This window comes from Pontibaca methylaminivorans, from assembly GCF_900156525.1.
GTDB lineage: Bacteria > Pseudomonadota > Alphaproteobacteria > Rhodobacterales > Rhodobacteraceae > Pontibaca > Pontibaca methylaminivorans.
Genome location: NZ_FTPS01000001.1, coordinates 1,518,589 through 1,534,137, shown reverse-complemented (window position 1 = coordinate 1,534,137; position 15,549 = coordinate 1,518,589). Strand labels below are relative to the sequence as shown.

Genomic DNA, 15,549 nt, shown 5'->3' with positions numbered 1-15,549 from the left:
CCCCCGGCCAGCCGGCACAGGAACGGAGCAAGATCGCCCATGTTCGAAAACCTCTCCGAACGTCTCTCGGGCGTTTTCGAGCGGCTGACAAGACAGGGCGCGCTCTCCGAGGATGACGTCAGGACCGCGCTGCGCGAAGTGCGCGTCGCCCTGCTCGAAGCCGATGTCTCGTTGCCGGTGGCGCGGGATTTCGTCAACCGGGTGCAGGAACAGGCCACCGGCCAGGCGGTCACGAAATCGGTGACGCCGGGTCAGCAGGTGGTCAAGATCGTCCATGACGCGCTGATCGACGTGCTGAAGGGCGAAGGCGACCCCGGCAAGCTCAAGATCGACAATCCGCCGGCCCCGATCCTGATGGTCGGGCTGCAGGGGTCGGGCAAGACCACCACAACGGCGAAACTCGCGAAACGGCTTACCGAACGCGACGGCAAGCGCGTGCTGATGGCCAGCCTCGACACCAACCGTCCCGCCGCCATGGAGCAGCTCGCGATCCTCGGCACCCAGATCGGCATCGATACGCTGCCGATCGTCAAGGGCGAAGACCCGGTCGCCATCGCGCGCCGGGCCAGGACACAGGCCAGCCTTGGCGGTTACGACGTCTATATGCTCGACACGGCCGGGCGGCTCCATATCGACGAAGAACTGATCCGTCAGGCCGCGGCGGTGCGCGATGTCGCCAACCCGCGCGAGACCCTGCTCGTGGTCGACGGGCTGACCGGGCAGGACGCGGTGAACGTCGCGACCGAATTCGACGCCAAGATCGGCGTGACCGGCGTCGTCCTCACCCGGATGGACGGCGACGGGCGCGGCGGCGCGGCGCTCTCCATGCGCGCGGTGACGGGCAAGCCGATCCGCTTCGTCGGGCTCGGCGAAAAGATGGACGCCATTGAGACCTTCGAGCCCGAACGCATCGCCGGGCGCATCCTCGGCATGGGCGACATCGTCGCCCTGGTGGAAAAGGCGCAGGAAACCATCGAGGCCGAACAGGCCGAAAAGATGATGAAGCGCATGATGAAGGGGCAGTTCAACATGAACGACCTCTCCATGCAGCTCGAACAGATGCTCAAGATGGGCGGCATGCAGGGCATGCTCGGCATGATGCCCGGCATGGGCAAGATGGCGAAACAGGTCGAGGATGCCGGCTTCGACGACCGTGTGCTGCGGCAACAGATCGCCCTGATCCGCTCGATGACGAAACGCGAACGCGCCAATCCCCAGATTCTCCAGGCCAGCCGGAAAAAGCGCATCGCCGCCGGCGCCGGAATGGAGGTCTCCGATCTCAACCGGCTTCTGAAAATGCATCGCCAGATGGGCGACATGATGAAGAAGATGGGGAAGATGGGCAAAGGCAAGATGCTGAAACAGGCCATGAAGGGCATGTTCGGCAAGGGCGGAATGGACCCCTCGCAGATGGATCCGCAGGCGCTCGAGGCCGCGGCGCGCCAGATGGGCGGAACCCTCCCCGGGCAGGGTGGCGCCAACCTGCCCGCCGGTCTTTCCGGGCTGGGGCGCAAACGGAAATGACGCACGCCCCCTCTGCCCCCGCCCGGACGACGCCTTCTCCCGAGCTTTCTTCTGGCCGGAAATATCCCGGGGGTCCGGGGGCCGGCCCCCGGCTCTCCGGCTCCCGCTTTCCGGACCCTCCAGGCGGAGCCCGCAGATGACCGATGTCGCCGAGCTTCTGAAAAATCACCGGGCCAGCATCGACCGGCTGGATGCGATCCTCGTCTTCACCCTGGGCGAGCGGTTCAAGCACACCCAGGCGGTCGGGCAGCTCAAGGCCGAACACGGCCTGCCCCCGTCCGATCCCGACCGTGAGGCCGCCCAGATCGAGCGGCTCCGCGATCTGGCGAAACAGGCCGACCTCGACCCGGAATTCGCCAGCAAGGTGCTGAATTTCATCATTGCCGAGGTGATCCGCCACCACCGCCGGCAACGATCCTGAGCCACAAGACCCATGGGCGGCCCGGAAACCCGCCCGACGACAAACAGCAAGCCATCCAGAGGAGAATCCATAAATGGCCCTGAAAATCCGCCTCGCCCGTGCGGGCAGCAAGAAACGCCCCTTCTACCGCATTGTCGCCTGCGACAGCCGCATGCCGCGCGACGGGCGCTTCCTCGAAAAGCTCGGCACCTACAATCCGCTCCTGCCCAAGGACAGCGAGGAGCGCGTGAAGATGGATCTCGACCGCATCCAGCAATGGCTCGCCCAGGGCGCCCAGCCGACCGACCGCATCGCCCGCATGCTCGAGGCCGCCGGCCTGCGCGAAAAGACCGCGCGCAACAACCCGCAGAAGGCCGAGCCGAGCAAGAAGACCAAGGAACGCGCCGAGGAAAAGGCCGCGAAGGCTGCCGAGGCCAGCGCCGCCCCCGAAGACGCCGCAGCCGAATAGGCCCGTGGCGGGCGCGCGCGAAGAACCCCGGCTTGCAGGGTCCGGCCGACCGGCCATCCGGGCGGCGGCGGCGCTCCCGGCGCGGGCGGCGCCTGCCGCCGCGCCCGGTGGCGCCCTGCCGCAATCCGTCGGCTATGGAATCCGCTTGCGGGTGCCGGCATGAGCACCGGGACGGGTAAGGATGCCATGGACGATCTGGTCTGCGTCGGCGCGCTGGCCGGGGCGTTCGGGGTGCGGGGCGAAGTGCGGCTCAAGAGCTTCTGCGCCACGCCCGAGGCCATCGCCGATTATGCGCCCCTGAGCGACGAAAGCGGCACGCGCCGCTTTGACGTGACCCTGACCGGGCGGGCGGCCAATGCGCTGACGGCGCGGCTTTCCGGTATCCGCACCCGGGAAGAGGCCGAGGCCCTGCGCGGCCTGCGGCTGTTCGTGCCCCGCGCGCGCATGCCCGATCTGCCCGAGGACGAATTCTATCACGCCGATCTGATCGGGCTCGCGGTGCATGACCCGGGCGGCACGCTGCTTGGCCATGTCCGCGCGGTGCTGAACCACGGTGCGGGCGATCTTCTGGAAATTCACGGGTCCGGCCTGCGGGATACGGTGCTTCTGCCCTTTACCCGCGCGGCCGTGCCGCTGGTCGATCTGCGCGAGGGGCGTGTCGTTGCCGATCCGCCGGAGGGGCTGTTTCCCGCCCCCGGCAAGGGGCGCGGATGACGGTGCGGGCGGATCCGTGGTGCGCGCGCATCATCACGCTTTTTCCCGATGCCTTTCCCGGGGTGCTTGGCGAAAGCCTGACCGGAAAGGCGCTGCGCGACGGGCGCTGGCGGCTTGATGCCATCGACCTGCGCGACTTCGGCATCGGCCGGCATCGCAACGTCGACGACACGCCGGCGGGCGGCGGCGCGGGCATGGTGCTGCGCGCCGATGTGGTCGGCGCCGCGATCGAGGCGGCAGCGGCCCGGGCACCCGCCCTGCCGCTGTTCTGCTTCAGCCCGCGCGGGCGGGTCATGGACCAGGCGCTCATGCGCGACCTTGCCGCCGGGCCGGGCGTCACCCTGATCTGTGGCCGTTTCGAGGGCCTGGACGAGCGCATTTTCGAACACTACCCGGTGCAGGAACTCTCGCTCGGCGATTTCGTCCTCACCGGCGGCGAGATCGCGGCCCAGGCGCTGATCGACGCCACGGTGCGGCTGCTGCCCGATGTGCTGGGCAACCCCGAATCGGCGGTCGACGAAAGCTTTGCCGGCGATCTGCTGGAATATCCGCAGTATACCCGGCCCGCGCTCTGGCACGGCCACCCGATCCCCGAGGTGCTTTTGTCGGGCGATCACGCCCGAATCGCCCGCTGGCGCCGCGACCGGGCCGAAGACCTGACCCGCAGCCGCCGCCCCGACCTCTGGGCGCGCCACCGCGCGAAACAGGGCCTTGATGCCTCTTGATCCGGGCCGGCCTTTGGCCTAGACGCTCGACAACCCGGGTGGACTGCCGCTATCGGGTGATGGTGTCATTGCCGCCGACGATGCAAAGGGCTTTCTTCGGTCCGCCACCGCATCGGGTGATGCCGCCACCAAGAGGAAAGACGTGCCGATCTCGGGCGGGCTGGCCGCTGCCGGAACCCGATGAAGACCAGGAGCTCTCGGCCGCGCAAATCTTCGTGGAAGAACCACGAGCATCTCAAGGAGCAATGCGATGGACCTGATCGCACAGATCGAGGCGGAACAGATCGCCGAACTCGGGCAGGACATTCCCGACTTCAAGGCCGGCGACACGATCCGCGTCGGCTACAAGGTGACCGAGGGCACCCGCACCCGTGTCCAGAATTACGAGGGCGTCTGCATCAGCCGCAATCACGGCAACGGCATCGCCGGCGCCTTCACCGTGCGCAAGATTTCCTTTGGCGAAGGGGTCGAGCGTGTGTTCCCGCTGCATTCGACCAATATCGACAGCATCACCGTGGTGCGCCGGGGCCGCGTGCGCCGCGCCAAGCTGTATTACCTGCGCACCCGCCGCGGGAAATCCGCCCGTATCGCCGAGAATACGCGCTACAAGCCGCTCTCGACCGCCAAATCCTGAAGGAGCGAGCAGATGAGAAAAGACATTCACCCCGATTACCACCTGATCAACGTCAAGCTGACCGACGGCACCGTGGTGCAGATGAAATCGACCTGGGGCGCGGCCGACGACCAGCTTTCGCTCGATGTCGATCCCTCGTCGCATCCGGCCTGGACCGGCGGAACGAGCCGCCTGCTCGACACCGGCGGGCGCGTGTCGCGCTTCAAGAAGAAGTACGAGGGTCTCGGATTCTGACGACCTTCCGGCAACCCGGAAAGACCGGATCCCAAGGATCGGACGCCGCCCTGTCAGGGGCGGCGTTTTCCGTTTCCCGGACGCGTGCACATCCGTCACAGACAGAAGGATTATCCGCCCCGTTCATCCTTTCCTTGCGCGAATCAGCAACATAGACTGCGCGACATCACGGCGGACCGTGCAGGACGCCGTGCAGGAAAGGGAGCAGAATGGCGCATATCATCGTCGTCGGGAACGAAAAGGGCGGTGCGGGAAAGTCCACCGTTTCCATGCACCTGGCCACGGCGCTGGCCCGGCTTGGCCACAAGGTCAGCGCGCTCGACCTCGACCTGCGGCAGCGCTCGCTTGGCCGTTATATCGAAAACCGGGCGAACTTTGACGCCATGGCCGGGCTTGGCCTGCCCACCCCGGCCTTTCACGAACTGCCCGAGGTCGATGCCACGAACCTCGATCCGGGCGAGAATGTCTATGACCACCGCCTGTCCGCCGCCGTCGCGCAACTGGAACCGGACGCGGATTTCATCCTGATCGACTGTCCCGGCTCGCACACACGGCTGAGCCAGGTCGCCCATTCGCTGGCCGATACGCTGGTCACACCGCTGAACGACAGCTTTATCGATTTCGACCTTCTGGCCCGGACCGATGCGGGCGGGGAGAAAATCCTCGGCCCCTCGGTCTATTCCGAAATGGTCTGGAACGCGCGCCAGCTACGGGCGCAGGCGGGACTGAAGGCGATCGACTGGGTGGTGATGCGCAATCGGCTTGGCTCGCAGCGCATGGTCAACAAGGAAAAGATGGAACGCGCGCTCGACCGGCTGGCAAGCCGCATCGGCTTTCGCGTCGCCCCGGGCTTCAGCGAGCGGGTGATCTTCCGCGAACTGTTCCCGCGCGGCCTGACCCTGCTCGACCTCAAGGACATCGGGGTGAAGCAACTGAACATCTCGAACGTGGCCGCCCGGCAGGAACTGCGCGACATGATCAGGGCGCTGGAGCTTCCGGGGGTCGAGCCCGATTTCTGACCCGCGCAGCGGCCGTCAGAGCCCGAATCCGCCCCAGGGAATGAACCGCACCGGATCGCCCGGGCGGACGTGGCGTTCACCGTCGCCAAGCTCCATCAGCCCCTCGGCCCAGCTCAGCCCGCTGATCCGCCCCGATCCTTCGGATGCGAAAGGTTCAACCCGGCCATCGCGCACCCGCGCGCGCTGGAATTCGCGCCGCCCCGGTTTCTTGCGTTTCCCGAACCCTGCCGGAAGGTCAAAGCCCTGCGGCTCGACCCAGCCCATACCGGCCAGCAGCGCGAGCGCCGGGCGCGCAAAGACCAGCGTGCAGACCATGGCCGCGACCGGATTGCCCGGCAGACCGAACACCGGCACACCCTGCCAGAGCCCGAGCGCGAGCGGGCGCCCGGGCTTGATCGCGACGCGCCACTGCTGCATCGCGCCGGCCTCGTTCAGAAGCGCCGAAACGTGATCCTCGTCCCCCGCCGAGGCGCCGCCGCTGGTGATGATCGCATCGACCCGCGCCGCGCCCTCATCGAGCGCCTCGCGCAGAAGAGCACGGTCATCGCCCAGGAGCCCGAGATCGACCGGATCGTGCCCCAGCCGTTCAAGCACCGCCAGCAGCATGGGCCGGTTCGCATCCGGGATCTTTCCGACCCCGGCATCGGTTCCCGCCTCGACCAGTTCATCCCCGGTCGAGATCACCCCGACCCGAAGCCGCTTGCGCAGCGTGACCTCTCCAACGCCAATCGCGGCAAGCAGGGCAAGGTCCGACGGCGTGATCTGCCGCCCGGCGGAAAGCGCGACCGCCCCGGCCGCGACATCCTCGCCCGCGGGGCGCACATTCGCGCCGGCCTTCAGCGGCCCGCGAAAGGCGATCTGGCCGCCCTGAAGGCTCACGTCCTCCTCGAGCACGACACTGTCCACCCCTTCCGGCACGGCGGCCCCGGTCAGGATGCGCACCGCATGGCCCGCCGGCACCGCGCCGGCGAAATCCCCCCCGGCGGCAGCCCGTCCCTCGACCAGCGGCAGGACATGGGCGCCCTCGGGCACGGGGCCGGCAAAGCCGTAGCCATCGACCGCCGAGTTCGAGCGCGGCGGGTGCGCGCGCCGCGCGATCACGTCTTCGGCCAGAACCCGGCCAAGCGCCGCCGTGGCGGGCGCCCGCTCGAAAGCGCAGACCGGATGCAGCCGCTCGCGCAGCAGGGCAAGCGCCTCATCCACCGGGGTCCAGTCCACGCCGGCCGGCAGCGAAAAGCAGTCGTTGCGCAGGGGCGGCGGGACCGGCAGGCCGGGGGGCACGGTGTCAGGCGTCATGGCGCATCGCCTCCCTGTCGGTGGTCGCAAGCCCGGTCTCGCCAAGGATGAAGTCGGCGATTCCCTGTGTGTCGTTCAGATCGAACACCGGCCGGTCGAAGTCGAGCGGCACATCCGACGCCACGGCGCGCACCGAGGCATCGTCACGCCCGATCAGGGCCTTGCCGGTTTCGGCGCGATGGGCCTCGATCTTGGGGTGGGCCTCGCGCTTGTAGCCCTCGATCAGCACCAGATCGACCGGAGCAAGGCGGGCCAGCAGATCGGAAAGCGCCGGCTCCGGCGCGCCGCGCAATTCGTGCATGAGCGCGAAGCGGCGGCCCGACGCCAGCAGCACCTCGCGCGCCCCGGCGTGACGGTGACGCCAGCTGTCGGTGCCCTCCTGATCCACGTCGAAGGCGTGATGGGCGTGCTTGATCGTCGAAACCGACAGCCCGCGCCCGGCGATCTCGGTCACAAGCCGCTCCACCAGCCCGGTCTTGCCCGAATTCTTCCAGCCGGTGATGCCGTAAACCTTCATGGATCATTCTCCAGCACAGCCGCGGCGGCCTCGAGATCCCCGGGCGTGTTCACGTTGAAGAAAGGATCAATGGCGCCGCGCGGAAATTCGGCAAAGCGTCCGCCGTGGCGCTCGGTCCAGAGCACGATCTTGCGCAGCCCCTCGCCCAGCGCCGCGCGCAAATCCTCGCGCAGCGCCACCGGCCAGAGCCCGAAGGCCGAATGGCGCGTAAAACCGCGTTCGGGGTCATCGGTCGCGGCCAGCACCAGCGGATGGTCCATGCCCTGCGCCGCCGCCGAAAGCCGCGCCACGAGGTCGCGCGGAAAGAACGGCGTGTCCCAGGCCGCGGTCACGATCACGTCGGCGCCCCGCGCGGCGGCCCAGTCCATCCCCGCCAGCACCCCGGCCAGCGGCCCGACATAGCCGCCGATACTGTCGGGCAGGACCGGCAGCCCGTATCTGGCAAAGCGGGCCGGGTCGCCGTTCGCATTCAGCGCGAGCGCATCCACCTGCGGCGCAAGACGTCCGATGACACGGGAAAGCAGGCTCTGCCCGCCGAGGTCAAGCTCCCCCTTGTCGCCCCCGCCCATGCGGCGCGCCTGCCCGCCGGCAAGGATCACCCCGAGCGGCGCATTCACCGCGCCCTGTTCCATATCCTGCATGACTTACCCTTCCGCGCTCTTGCGGCGATGTTTGCGGTCTTCCTCGGGGATGGTTTCGGGGTCGGTGTCGCGGATCAGGCGCTCTTCGCCCGCGAGGCAGGTGAAGCGGCGCCCGCGCATCCGCCCGATCAGCGTGAGCCCCACCTCGCGCGCGATGTCGACCCCCCAGGCGGTAAAGCCCGAGCGCGACGCCAGCACCGGAATTCCCATGAGCGCCGTCTTGATCACCATTTCCGAGGTCAGCCGCCCGGTGGTGTAAAGGATTTTATCCCCGGGATCGACACGTTCCCGCAGCATCCAGCCCGAGATCTTGTCCACCGCGTTGTGGCGCCCGACGTCTTCCATATAGATCAACGGACGGTTTTCGCGGCACAGCACCGTGCCGTGGATCGCCCCGGCCTCGAGGTAGAGCGAGGGCGTGCGGTTGATCCGCGCGGAAAGTTCGTAAAGCCACGAAGTGCGCAGCTCCGCCGCCGGCAGGCGCAGCCCCTCTAGCCCCTCCATCATGTCGCCGAACACGGTGCCGACCGCGCAGCCGCTGGTGCGGGTCTTTTTCTTCAGCTTGTCCTCATAGCTCGTCTCGCGCGTGGTGCGCACCACCGCGACCTCGAGATCCTCGTCGTAATCGACGCCCGTGATCTCGTCGTCGTCGCGCAACATACCCTGGTTCCGCAGAAAGCCGAGCGCCAGATATTCGGGATAATCGCCGATGGTCATGGCGGTGACGATCTCCTGCGAATTCAGATAGATCGTGAGCGGCCGTTCCTCGACCACGGGGAGCATGACCCGCTCGCCCGACTGGTCCACGCCCTCGATGGCCCGCGTCAGCCGCGGCGATTTCGGGTCGGGAGCGATCAGGTAATCGCCGGTTTCCTCGAGCTTCGCCAATTGCACCCCATGCCGTCGCGCGATACTGCGCCTGTTGCGCCTATTCTACGAGCAACATATGGCAACCACCATCCACAATTCCAGTTTCCGTGCCGGCCTGCTCGCGGGCGCGCCCTTCGTGCTGGTGGTCGTGCCCTTCGGGATGCTGTTCGGGGTTCTGGCGACCGAAGCCGGGTTCAGCATCGTTGAAACCATGATCTTTGCCGTCACCGTCTTTGCCGGCGCGTCGCAGTTCACGGCGCTGCAACTGATGCAGGAACAGGCGCCGACGCTCGTCGTCCTGGCGTCATCGCTCGCGGTCAACCTGCGGCTTGCCATGTATTCGGCCTCGCTCACGCCCTGGCTCGGGACGGCGTCGCTCTGGCAGCGCGCGCTGGTGGCGTTCTTCCTGGTCGATCAGTCCTATGCGGTCGCGCATCTGCATTACGAGGCGAACCCCCGCCTTTCCGTGGGCGGGCGCCTTGCCTTCTATACCGGCGCGTCGATGCTGATGGCGCCGGTCTGGGCGGCGTCGACCTGGGCGGGTGCGGCGCTCGGCGCGGCCATCCCGGAATCCTGGGCGCTCGATTTCGCCCTGCCGATCACCTTTCTGGCCATGATCGCCCCCATGCTGCGCACACCCGCTCATGTCGCCGCCGCGCTGACCGGAGCGCTGGTCTCGATCCCGGGGGGCGTCCTGCCCTGGAATCTCGGGCTGCTGGTCGCCGGCACGCTCGGCATGATCGCGGGGGCGGAAACGGAACGGCGCCTCGCCACACGGGAGCACGGGCCATGAGCACCCCGCCTGCACCGCTCGCGCTCTGGACCATCATCGTCGGCCTTGCGGTCGGGAGCTTCCTGCTGCGTTTTGTCTTTCTCGGCATGATCGGCAGCCGGACCATGCCCGAATGGCTGCTGCGGCACCTGCGCTATACGGGGGTCGCGATCCTGCCGGCGCTGGTCACGCCAGCGGTGCTCTGGCCGGCGGCCACCGGCGGAGCGCCGGATCTGCCACGTCTTATCGCGGCGGGCGCGACCATCATGGCCGGCTGGCTGAGCCGCAGCGTCCTGATCGCGATCCTTGCCGGGGCGGCCACGCTTTACGGGCTGCTCTATCTGCTGGGCTGAGCCTGAACCTGCGCTGCGGCAAGGTCGCGGTTGGCGCGGGCCAGACTTTGGGCAAGGCCATCCTCCCCGTCCTCGCGGTAGCGGTCTTCCTGCACGCCGGGAATCGCCCCCACATGTTCGGAAAGCCGGGCCGGGAACATCGTCGGCCGGATCATTCCGCCAAGGCCCGGCACCCCCGCCAGCACGCGCGAGGCGGCAGCAGCGCAAAAGGCGCCCGGCACCGGGCCGTAGGCAAGTGCCGCGCGATAGGCGGCCTCGGCCTGTTCGGGGGTCACTTCGATCTTCTGGCGAAGAACGTGATGGGTGCTGCGCGCATGGCTCGACCGATAGGCCCGCTCGATTCGTGGCGTGATGCCGAACAGGACATCGTCGCGCTGCGGCACCAGGTCGGACTGGAAGGAACCGGCCGGGTCGAAGATCACCCGTTCGGAGGCATTGATCAGGATCGACGAATGCGCGCCCTTGCCGGTGCGGTTGTTGACCATCGTGTAAAGCGTAAGCGAGGCCGGCCCCGGCTCGCGCCAGGCCACCTCGCGCAGCGTTGCATCATCGGCACGGGGCGCACGCTCCGCGCAGCCCGGCAGAGCCAGCAGCAGCAGCGTTGCAAGCCAGGGCAGGACGCGGTGCACCGGAGTCGGAGCGCCTGCTCAGGCAGCGAAAACAGCCAGGAAGATCAGAAGCAGCGCCGTCAGGATGATCGACCAGACGACCCATTTCACAAAGCCGCGAAATGTCCGTTCCTGTTCGATAATGTCCATCTGCCCATGAGGTCCAGCCATGTCCCGTCGTCCCGTTTATACAGCAATTGCCTACTGGATAACCGATGCGCCCAATCCTGTCACCCCGGCAAAATGCAGCAGCCCCGTCATTCACGCCCGATCAGAGCGCAGGAACATCCAGGCCCCGGTTTCCGGGTCCGCCACCCGCGTCACGAGCCCCTTGTGATAAAGGTGGTTCAGATGCGCCACGGACTCGACCAGCGCGTGGCCGTATTCGGCGGTGCCGATGCCGCGCCGGAACAGCGGCTGGAAACAGTCCCCGGCCGAGCGCGGCCGGTCCAGGTATTCAAGCAGCCGCGCGAGGGCGCTTTCGTGGTTCTCGACCAGCGCCCGCAGGCGATGCGGCAGGCCGATGAACGGCAGCTTGTGCCCCGCGAGCGCCAGTTGATCGGGACGGGCATGGCGGGACAGCCGCGCACAGCTTTCCAGCCACTCCGTCAGCGGATCGGCCAGCGGCTCGGTCGCATAGACGCCGATATTCGGGCTGATGGTCGAAATCACCTGATCGCCGGTCAGCACGAGGTTGTCGTCCGTGCTCCAGAAGGTCGCCTGTTCGGGCGCGTGGCCGCCGCCGGTATGCACCACCCAGTCGCGCCCGCCGATGCGGATGCGGTCATCCTGTTTCACCTTGGAAAAGCCAAGCGGCATGGGCGCGACCACATCGGCGAAGTTGAAGGGACGATCCTTGGCCCGGCGCGCGTAGAACTCGCGCTCCATCCCGGCGCCGCGATAGAAGGCGAGCGTCTCTTCCGGCCATTTCTCCTGCACATCAAGCGTCAGCATCCGCGCGAACAGCCAGCCGGCGCGCGTCATCACCAGTTCCGCCCCGTGTTCGCGCTGGAACCAGCCGGCAAGCCCGACGTGATCCGGGTGGTGATGGGTCACGATCACCCGGCGCACCGGCCTCCCGGCAAGCGGCCCGGCAAGCAGGGTCTGCCATGCCTCGCGGCTGCGGCGGCTGTCGAAGCCGGTGTCGATGACGGACCAGCCGTCGCCGTCATCCAGCGCGTAGATGTTCACATGGTCAAGCTTCATCGGCAGCGGCAGGCGCATCCAGAGCACGCCATCCGCCACCTCGACCGCCTCTCCGGGCGCGGGCGGTTCGGTCCAGGGATAGCGCAGCGCGCCGATGTCAGCTCCGTCCATGACCGTTTCCTTTCAAAGCTCATCCACGGGATGCGCGAACAGCACGTCCGCCCCGAGCCGCGCCCGGGCAAGCAGCGCCTCATGTTCGGGCAGGATCGCGGCGATGAAGAACCGCGCGAGATGTTCGCGCGCGCCGCCCGGCGCCGCTTCTGCCGCGCGCAGGTGGCAACCGGCGCCGAGCACACGGGCAAAACCCCGCAGGTAGGGCGCCGCGCCGGCAAGGCGATCCTGCACGTCCTCGCGCCCGACCATCCAGCGGGTCGCCCCGCGCAGGTTCGCCACCGCCTGCAGCAGCGGGGCGGCAAGGTCGGAAAGCACCGCCTGCCGCGCCGCCGCCTCCACCTCGTCGAGCAGGGCAAAGGCCGCCCTGCCCCCGTCCGCGAGCTTCCGCCCCGCAAGATCCATGGCCTGAATGCCGTTCGTGCCCTCGTAGATCGGCAGCACGCGGGCGTCGCGGACCAGCTGCGCGATGCCGGTGTCCTCGATATAGCCGAGTCCGCCGTGAACCTGCAGCGCCGCGCTGGCGACCTCGGTGGCGATATCGGTGCCATGCGCCTTGACGATCGGCGTGAGCAGCGCGACCCGCGCCGCCGCCCCGTCATCGCCTGCGGCAGCCAGATCGCCGGCCGCCGAGGCGGCGACCGCGATGGCGCGGATCGCGAAGATCTCGGCACGCATGGTCAGGATCATGCGGCGCACATCGGCGTGGTCGATGATGGTGCTGCCCGCGTGGTTGCCCTGAACCCGCTCGCGCGCATAGGCAAGCGCCTGCTGATAGGCCGCTTCAGCCATGCCGATGCCCTGCCCGCCAACGCCGAGCCGGGCGTTGTTCATCATGGTGAACATGGCAGCAAGCCCGCCATTTTCCCCGCCGACCAGCCAGCCGGTCGCGCCATCGTAGCGCATGGTGCAGGTGGGCGAGCCATGGATGCCGAGCTTGCGCTCGATCCCCGCCGCCTCGACCCGGTTCCGCGCGGCGGCGTTCCCGTCTGCATCGGGCAGATGTTTCGGCACCAGGAACAGGCTGATGCCCTTCGCCCCCGCAGGCGCGCCGGGCAGCCGGGCCAGCACCAGGTGGATGATGTTGCCGGCAAGATCGTGGTCGCCCCAGGTGATGAAGATCTTTTCGCCGGTGATCGCGTGGGTTCCGTCGGACCGCGGCTCCGCCCGGCAGCGGATCGCGCCAAGGTCGCTGCCCGCCTGCGGCTCGGTCAGGTTCATGGTCGCGGTCCATTCGCCGCTGATGAGGCGCGGCAGGTAAAGGTCGCGCAAGTCCGGGCCTGCGTGGCGGGCAATGGCCTCGATCGCGCCGCGCGCCAGCACCGGTAGCAGTTGCAGCGACAGGCAGGCGCCGGCCATCATTTCCTGCACCACGGCGGACAGCGCGAGCGGCAGCCCCATGCCCCCGTATCCGGGCGGGGCGCTGATCCCGATCCAGCCGCCATCGGCGATCATGCGATAGCCCTCGGCAAAGCCGGGCGGCGCATGCACGATTCCGTCCTCAAGGCGGGCCGGATGCACATCACCGGCGCGGTTCAGCGGCGCGAGAACCCCCTCACAAAGCTGCCCGGCCCCGGTCAGGATCGCGTCGAGCGTCTCTGCATCGACGGCGGCGGACGGGCCACCGTTACGATCAAAACCCGCGACGTGGCGCAGGATGAAGCGGTAATCCTCGAGCGGCGCATGAAACATCAACGGGGCTCCTGATCCGCCCGGGCAGGCTTGGCAACCGGGGGGCAGCCGGGCTAAAGACCTTCAGCCCTATATCAGAGAGCCGGGCCGCGATACCAGCCCGGCCGCCCATATGCCGAAAGGGCATATCGCCCCATGCCGGAGCCGGAAACCGAGGTGCTGGGCACCGCGCCCCAAGACATCGCCCGCGCCGGCCAATTCCTGCGCGCGGGGCGCCTCGTCGCCTTTCCGACCGAAACGGTTTACGGGCTCGGCGCCGATGCAGGAAACGACGCGGCGGTCGGCGCGATCTATGCGGCCAAGGGGCGGCCGTCGTTCAACCCGCTCATCGTCCATGTGGCGGATGCGGATGCGGCGCGCCGCCATGTGTGCTGGTCCGATACCGCCGAACGGTTTGCGGCGGCGTTCTGGCCGGGGCCGCTCACGCTCGTGCTGCCGCTGGCCAACGGGCACGGGATATCGCCGCTGGTGACGGCGGGGCTGGACACGCTCGCGGTGCGGGTGCCGGCGCATCCCGTGGCGCAGGCGCTGATCGGCGCGGCCGGGCTGCCGGTCGCCGCGCCCTCGGCCAATCCCTCGGGGCGGATCAGCCCGACCACTGCGGCCCATGTTCTTGCCGGCCTCGGCGGGCGCATCGCCGCCGTGATCGACGCGGGGCCCTGCGCGGTCGGGGTCGAATCGACCATTCTCGACCTCTCCGGCCCGCCCCGGCTCTTGCGCGCGGGCGGCACCCCGGTGGAAATGATCGAGGCGCTGACCGGTCCGGTGCTGTCGCCCCGCCCACCCGTGCCCGCCGGCGCGCGGCCCCGTTCTCCGGGGCAGCTTGCCTCGCATTATGCGCCGCGCGCGCCGCTGCGGCTGAATGCCGAAAGCGCCGCGCCGGGCGAGGTCCTGCTTGGCTTCGGTGACATGGAATGCGACCTGAACCTTTCGCCTGCGGGCGATCTGGCCGAGGCTGCGGCAATGCTGTTCGGGCATCTGCACCGGCTTGATGAAACCGGCCGGCCGATCGCGGTGGCGCCGGTCCCCGACCAAGGGATCGGGCGGGCGATCAACGACCGGCTGCGCCGCGCCGCCGCGCCGCGCGACTGAGGCCCGCATCCGTGCCGTGCATCTGCCGCAGCACGAGCCGCAGGCGGTTCAGGCGCGCCCCGCCGCTGCCGAAAGCGTGAGCGGATTGACCCCGAGCCGTCCCAGCGCCGCTTCCCATTTCTCGCCGTCGGAACGGGCAAAGATCAGATCGGCATCGGCATCGACGGTCAGCCAGCCGTTCATGGTGATCTCGTTCTCGACCTGACCGGGCCCCCAGCCGGCATAGCCGAGCATCAGAAGCGCGCGCTCCGGTCCCTTGCCGGTCGCCAGATCCTCGAGAATGTCGATGGTCGCGGTCATGCCGAGCGCGCCGGTCACTTCGAGCGTCTGCAGTTGCGACTTGTATTCGCCCGAGTGCAGGACAAAGCCGCGCCCGGTTTCGACCGGGCCGCCGAAATGCACCGGCATGTTGAAATCGGGCGGATCGGGCGTGATCTCGAACTGTTCGAGCAGGTCCGAAAGCTGCAGGTCGCGGGCGCGCTTGTTGATGATGAGCCCCATCGCGCCCTCATCCGAGTGGCGGCACATCAGCACGACCGAACGCTGGAACCAGTTGTCGCCAAGCGTCGGCATCGCGATCAGAAGCTTTCCGCTGAGATCCATCTTTCCTGCCTGAATTCTACCGCGCCTCCAGCATGGCGGTGCCGGCTGTCCCGTGCAAGGGGCATGTCG

Annotated in this window: 20 protein-coding genes; 11 read left to right on the top strand and 9 right to left on the bottom strand. The window is 68.2% G+C overall.

Annotation, left to right across the window (positions count from 1 at the left end; all coding sequences use genetic code 11):
• The first annotated feature begins 39 nt into the window (after positions 1-39).
• The 8 genes from ffh (at position 40) to B0B01_RS07465 (ending at position 5,719) form a co-directional block, all read left to right on the top strand.
• Positions 40-1,524, top strand: a complete 1,485-nt coding sequence (ffh, locus tag B0B01_RS07500) for a signal recognition particle protein (protein WP_076649181.1) — start codon at positions 40-42, stop codon at positions 1,522-1,524.
• A gap of 136 nt (positions 1,525-1,660) precedes the next feature.
• A complete protein-coding gene (locus B0B01_RS07495) occupies positions 1,661-1,945 on the top strand; it encodes a chorismate mutase (protein ID WP_076649179.1) in 285 nt (94 codons plus the stop codon).
• 73 nt (positions 1,946-2,018) lie between these two features.
• Entirely contained in the window at positions 2,019-2,393 is a 375-nt protein-coding gene (gene rpsP, locus B0B01_RS07490) for a 30S ribosomal protein S16 (protein ID WP_076649177.1), read from the top strand.
• Positions 2,394-2,579: 186 nt separating this feature from the next.
• Positions 2,580-3,107 carry a ribosome maturation factor RimM gene (gene rimM / locus B0B01_RS07485; RefSeq protein WP_076649175.1) on the top strand — a complete coding sequence of 176 codons (528 nt, stop codon included), beginning with the start codon at positions 2,580-2,582 and terminating at the stop codon, positions 3,105-3,107.
• Positions 3,104-3,832, top strand: a complete 729-nt coding sequence (gene trmD / locus B0B01_RS07480) for a tRNA (guanosine(37)-N1)-methyltransferase TrmD (protein ID WP_076649173.1) — start codon at positions 3,104-3,106, stop codon at positions 3,830-3,832. Before rimM ends, trmD begins: the two co-directional genes overlap by 4 nt.
• A 250-nt stretch (positions 3,833-4,082) precedes the next feature.
• A complete protein-coding gene (gene rplS / locus B0B01_RS07475; RefSeq protein WP_076649171.1) occupies positions 4,083-4,466 on the top strand; it encodes a 50S ribosomal protein L19 in 384 nt (127 codons plus the stop codon).
• A 12-nt stretch (positions 4,467-4,478) separates the two neighbouring features.
• A complete protein-coding gene (rpmE, locus tag B0B01_RS07470; RefSeq protein ID WP_076649169.1) occupies positions 4,479-4,700 on the top strand; it encodes a 50S ribosomal protein L31 in 222 nt (73 codons plus the stop codon).
• A 209-nt stretch (positions 4,701-4,909) separates the two neighbouring features.
• Positions 4,910-5,719 carry a division plane positioning ATPase MipZ gene (locus B0B01_RS07465; RefSeq protein ID WP_076649167.1) on the top strand — a complete coding sequence of 270 codons (810 nt, stop codon included), beginning with the start codon at positions 4,910-4,912 and terminating at the stop codon, positions 5,717-5,719.
• A gap of 15 nt (positions 5,720-5,734) precedes the next feature.
• Here B0B01_RS07465 and B0B01_RS07460 read toward each other — a convergent pair whose 3' ends face one another.
• From B0B01_RS07460 to B0B01_RS07445, 4 genes are read right to left on the bottom strand one after another with little or no spacing between them, the layout of a single operon-like run.
• Entirely contained in the window at positions 5,735-7,015 is a 1,281-nt protein-coding gene (locus B0B01_RS07460; protein WP_076649164.1) for a molybdopterin-binding protein, read from the bottom strand.
• Complete coding sequence (gene mobB / locus B0B01_RS07455) at positions 7,005-7,532, bottom strand: molybdopterin-guanine dinucleotide biosynthesis protein B (protein WP_076649162.1); 528 nt, start codon at positions 7,530-7,532, stop codon at positions 7,005-7,007. Before mobB ends, B0B01_RS07460 begins: the two co-directional genes overlap by 11 nt.
• Positions 7,529-8,149, bottom strand: coding sequence for a molybdenum cofactor guanylyltransferase MobA (mobA, locus tag B0B01_RS07450; protein WP_143733067.1), 621 nt, complete (start codon positions 8,147-8,149; stop codon positions 7,529-7,531). The genes mobB and mobA overlap by 4 nt, the downstream gene beginning before the upstream one ends.
• 27 nt (positions 8,150-8,176) lie before the next feature.
• Positions 8,177-9,067, bottom strand: coding sequence for a formate dehydrogenase accessory sulfurtransferase FdhD (locus B0B01_RS07445; RefSeq protein WP_076649160.1), 891 nt, complete (start codon positions 9,065-9,067; stop codon positions 8,177-8,179).
• A 52-nt stretch (positions 9,068-9,119) separates the two neighbouring features.
• Here B0B01_RS07445 and B0B01_RS07440 point away from each other — a divergent pair, with 52 nt between their 5' ends.
• On the top strand, positions 9,120-9,836 hold the full coding sequence (locus B0B01_RS07440) for an AzlC family ABC transporter permease (RefSeq protein WP_076649158.1): 717 nt from the start codon (positions 9,120-9,122) through the stop codon (positions 9,834-9,836).
• Complete coding sequence (locus tag B0B01_RS07435; protein ID WP_076649156.1) at positions 9,833-10,168, top strand: AzlD domain-containing protein; 336 nt, start codon at positions 9,833-9,835, stop codon at positions 10,166-10,168. The genes B0B01_RS07440 and B0B01_RS07435 overlap by 4 nt, the downstream gene beginning before the upstream one ends.
• On the opposite strand, the gene B0B01_RS07430 is transcribed toward B0B01_RS07435, so the two are convergent.
• The 4 genes from B0B01_RS07430 to B0B01_RS07415 form a co-directional block, all read right to left on the bottom strand.
• Positions 10,153-10,797 carry a hypothetical protein gene (locus B0B01_RS07430; RefSeq protein WP_076649154.1) on the bottom strand — a complete coding sequence of 215 codons (645 nt, stop codon included), beginning with the start codon at positions 10,795-10,797 and terminating at the stop codon, positions 10,153-10,155. The two genes, B0B01_RS07435 and B0B01_RS07430, sit on opposite strands and share 16 nt — an antisense overlap.
• Positions 10,798-10,815: 18 nt before the next feature.
• Positions 10,816-10,947 (bottom strand): aa3-type cytochrome c oxidase subunit IV, encoded by a 132-nt coding sequence (locus B0B01_RS07425; RefSeq protein ID WP_076649152.1) that lies wholly within the window; start codon positions 10,945-10,947, stop codon positions 10,816-10,818.
• Positions 10,948-11,037: 90 nt separating this feature from the next.
• The gene (locus B0B01_RS07420; RefSeq protein ID WP_076649150.1) at positions 11,038-12,093 is read right to left on the bottom strand and encodes an MBL fold metallo-hydrolase; all 1,056 of its coding nucleotides are present in this window, start codon (positions 12,091-12,093) and stop codon (positions 11,038-11,040) included.
• Positions 12,094-12,105: 12 nt separating this feature from the next.
• Positions 12,106-13,788, bottom strand: a complete 1,683-nt coding sequence (locus B0B01_RS07415) for an acyl-CoA dehydrogenase (RefSeq protein ID WP_076649148.1) — start codon at positions 13,786-13,788, stop codon at positions 12,106-12,108.
• A gap of 132 nt (positions 13,789-13,920) precedes the next feature.
• On the opposite strand from B0B01_RS07415, the gene B0B01_RS07410 reads away from it, so the two are divergent.
• Positions 13,921-14,877 carry an L-threonylcarbamoyladenylate synthase gene (locus B0B01_RS07410; RefSeq protein ID WP_076649146.1) on the top strand — a complete coding sequence of 319 codons (957 nt, stop codon included), beginning with the start codon at positions 13,921-13,923 and terminating at the stop codon, positions 14,875-14,877.
• 48 nt (positions 14,878-14,925) lie between these two features.
• Here B0B01_RS07410 and B0B01_RS07405 read toward each other — a convergent pair whose 3' ends face one another.
• Entirely contained in the window at positions 14,926-15,480 is a 555-nt protein-coding gene (locus tag B0B01_RS07405; RefSeq protein WP_076649144.1) for a YqgE/AlgH family protein, read from the bottom strand.
• Between the last annotated feature and the right edge of the window lie 69 nt (positions 15,481-15,549).

Excerpts from the sequence above, each read along its gene's own strand:
- trmD (WP_076649173.1), top strand. The coding sequence starts at position 3,104 with ATGACGGTGCGGGCGGATCCGTGGTGCGCGCGCATCATCACGCTTTTT.
- mobB (WP_076649162.1), bottom strand. The coding sequence starts at position 7,532 with ATGAAGGTTTACGGCATCACCGGCTGGAAGAATTCGGGCAAGACCGGG.
- B0B01_RS07440 (WP_076649158.1), top strand. The coding sequence starts at position 9,120 with ATGGCAACCACCATCCACAATTCCAGTTTCCGTGCCGGCCTGCTCGCG.
- B0B01_RS07410 (WP_076649146.1), top strand. The coding sequence starts at position 13,921 with ATGCCGGAGCCGGAAACCGAGGTGCTGGGCACCGCGCCCCAAGACATC.
- rpmE (WP_076649169.1), top strand. The coding sequence starts at position 4,479 with ATGAGAAAAGACATTCACCCCGATTACCACCTGATCAACGTCAAGCTG.
- rplS (WP_076649171.1), top strand. The coding sequence starts at position 4,083 with ATGGACCTGATCGCACAGATCGAGGCGGAACAGATCGCCGAACTCGGG.
- B0B01_RS07435 (WP_076649156.1), top strand. The coding sequence starts at position 9,833 with ATGAGCACCCCGCCTGCACCGCTCGCGCTCTGGACCATCATCGTCGGC.
- B0B01_RS07465 (WP_076649167.1), top strand. The coding sequence starts at position 4,910 with ATGGCGCATATCATCGTCGTCGGGAACGAAAAGGGCGGTGCGGGAAAG.
- B0B01_RS07460 (WP_076649164.1), bottom strand. The coding sequence starts at position 7,015 with ATGACGCCTGACACCGTGCCCCCCGGCCTGCCGGTCCCGCCGCCCCTG.
- ffh (WP_076649181.1), top strand. The coding sequence starts at position 40 with ATGTTCGAAAACCTCTCCGAACGTCTCTCGGGCGTTTTCGAGCGGCTG.
- B0B01_RS07420 (WP_076649150.1), bottom strand. The coding sequence starts at position 12,093 with ATGGACGGAGCTGACATCGGCGCGCTGCGCTATCCCTGGACCGAACCG.
- rpsP (WP_076649177.1), top strand. The coding sequence starts at position 2,019 with ATGGCCCTGAAAATCCGCCTCGCCCGTGCGGGCAGCAAGAAACGCCCC.
- B0B01_RS07495 (WP_076649179.1), top strand. The coding sequence starts at position 1,661 with ATGACCGATGTCGCCGAGCTTCTGAAAAATCACCGGGCCAGCATCGAC.
- B0B01_RS07405 (WP_076649144.1), bottom strand. The coding sequence starts at position 15,480 with ATGGATCTCAGCGGAAAGCTTCTGATCGCGATGCCGACGCTTGGCGAC.
- rimM (WP_076649175.1), top strand. The coding sequence starts at position 2,580 with ATGGACGATCTGGTCTGCGTCGGCGCGCTGGCCGGGGCGTTCGGGGTG.
- B0B01_RS07425 (WP_076649152.1), bottom strand. The coding sequence starts at position 10,947 with ATGGCTGGACCTCATGGGCAGATGGACATTATCGAACAGGAACGGACA.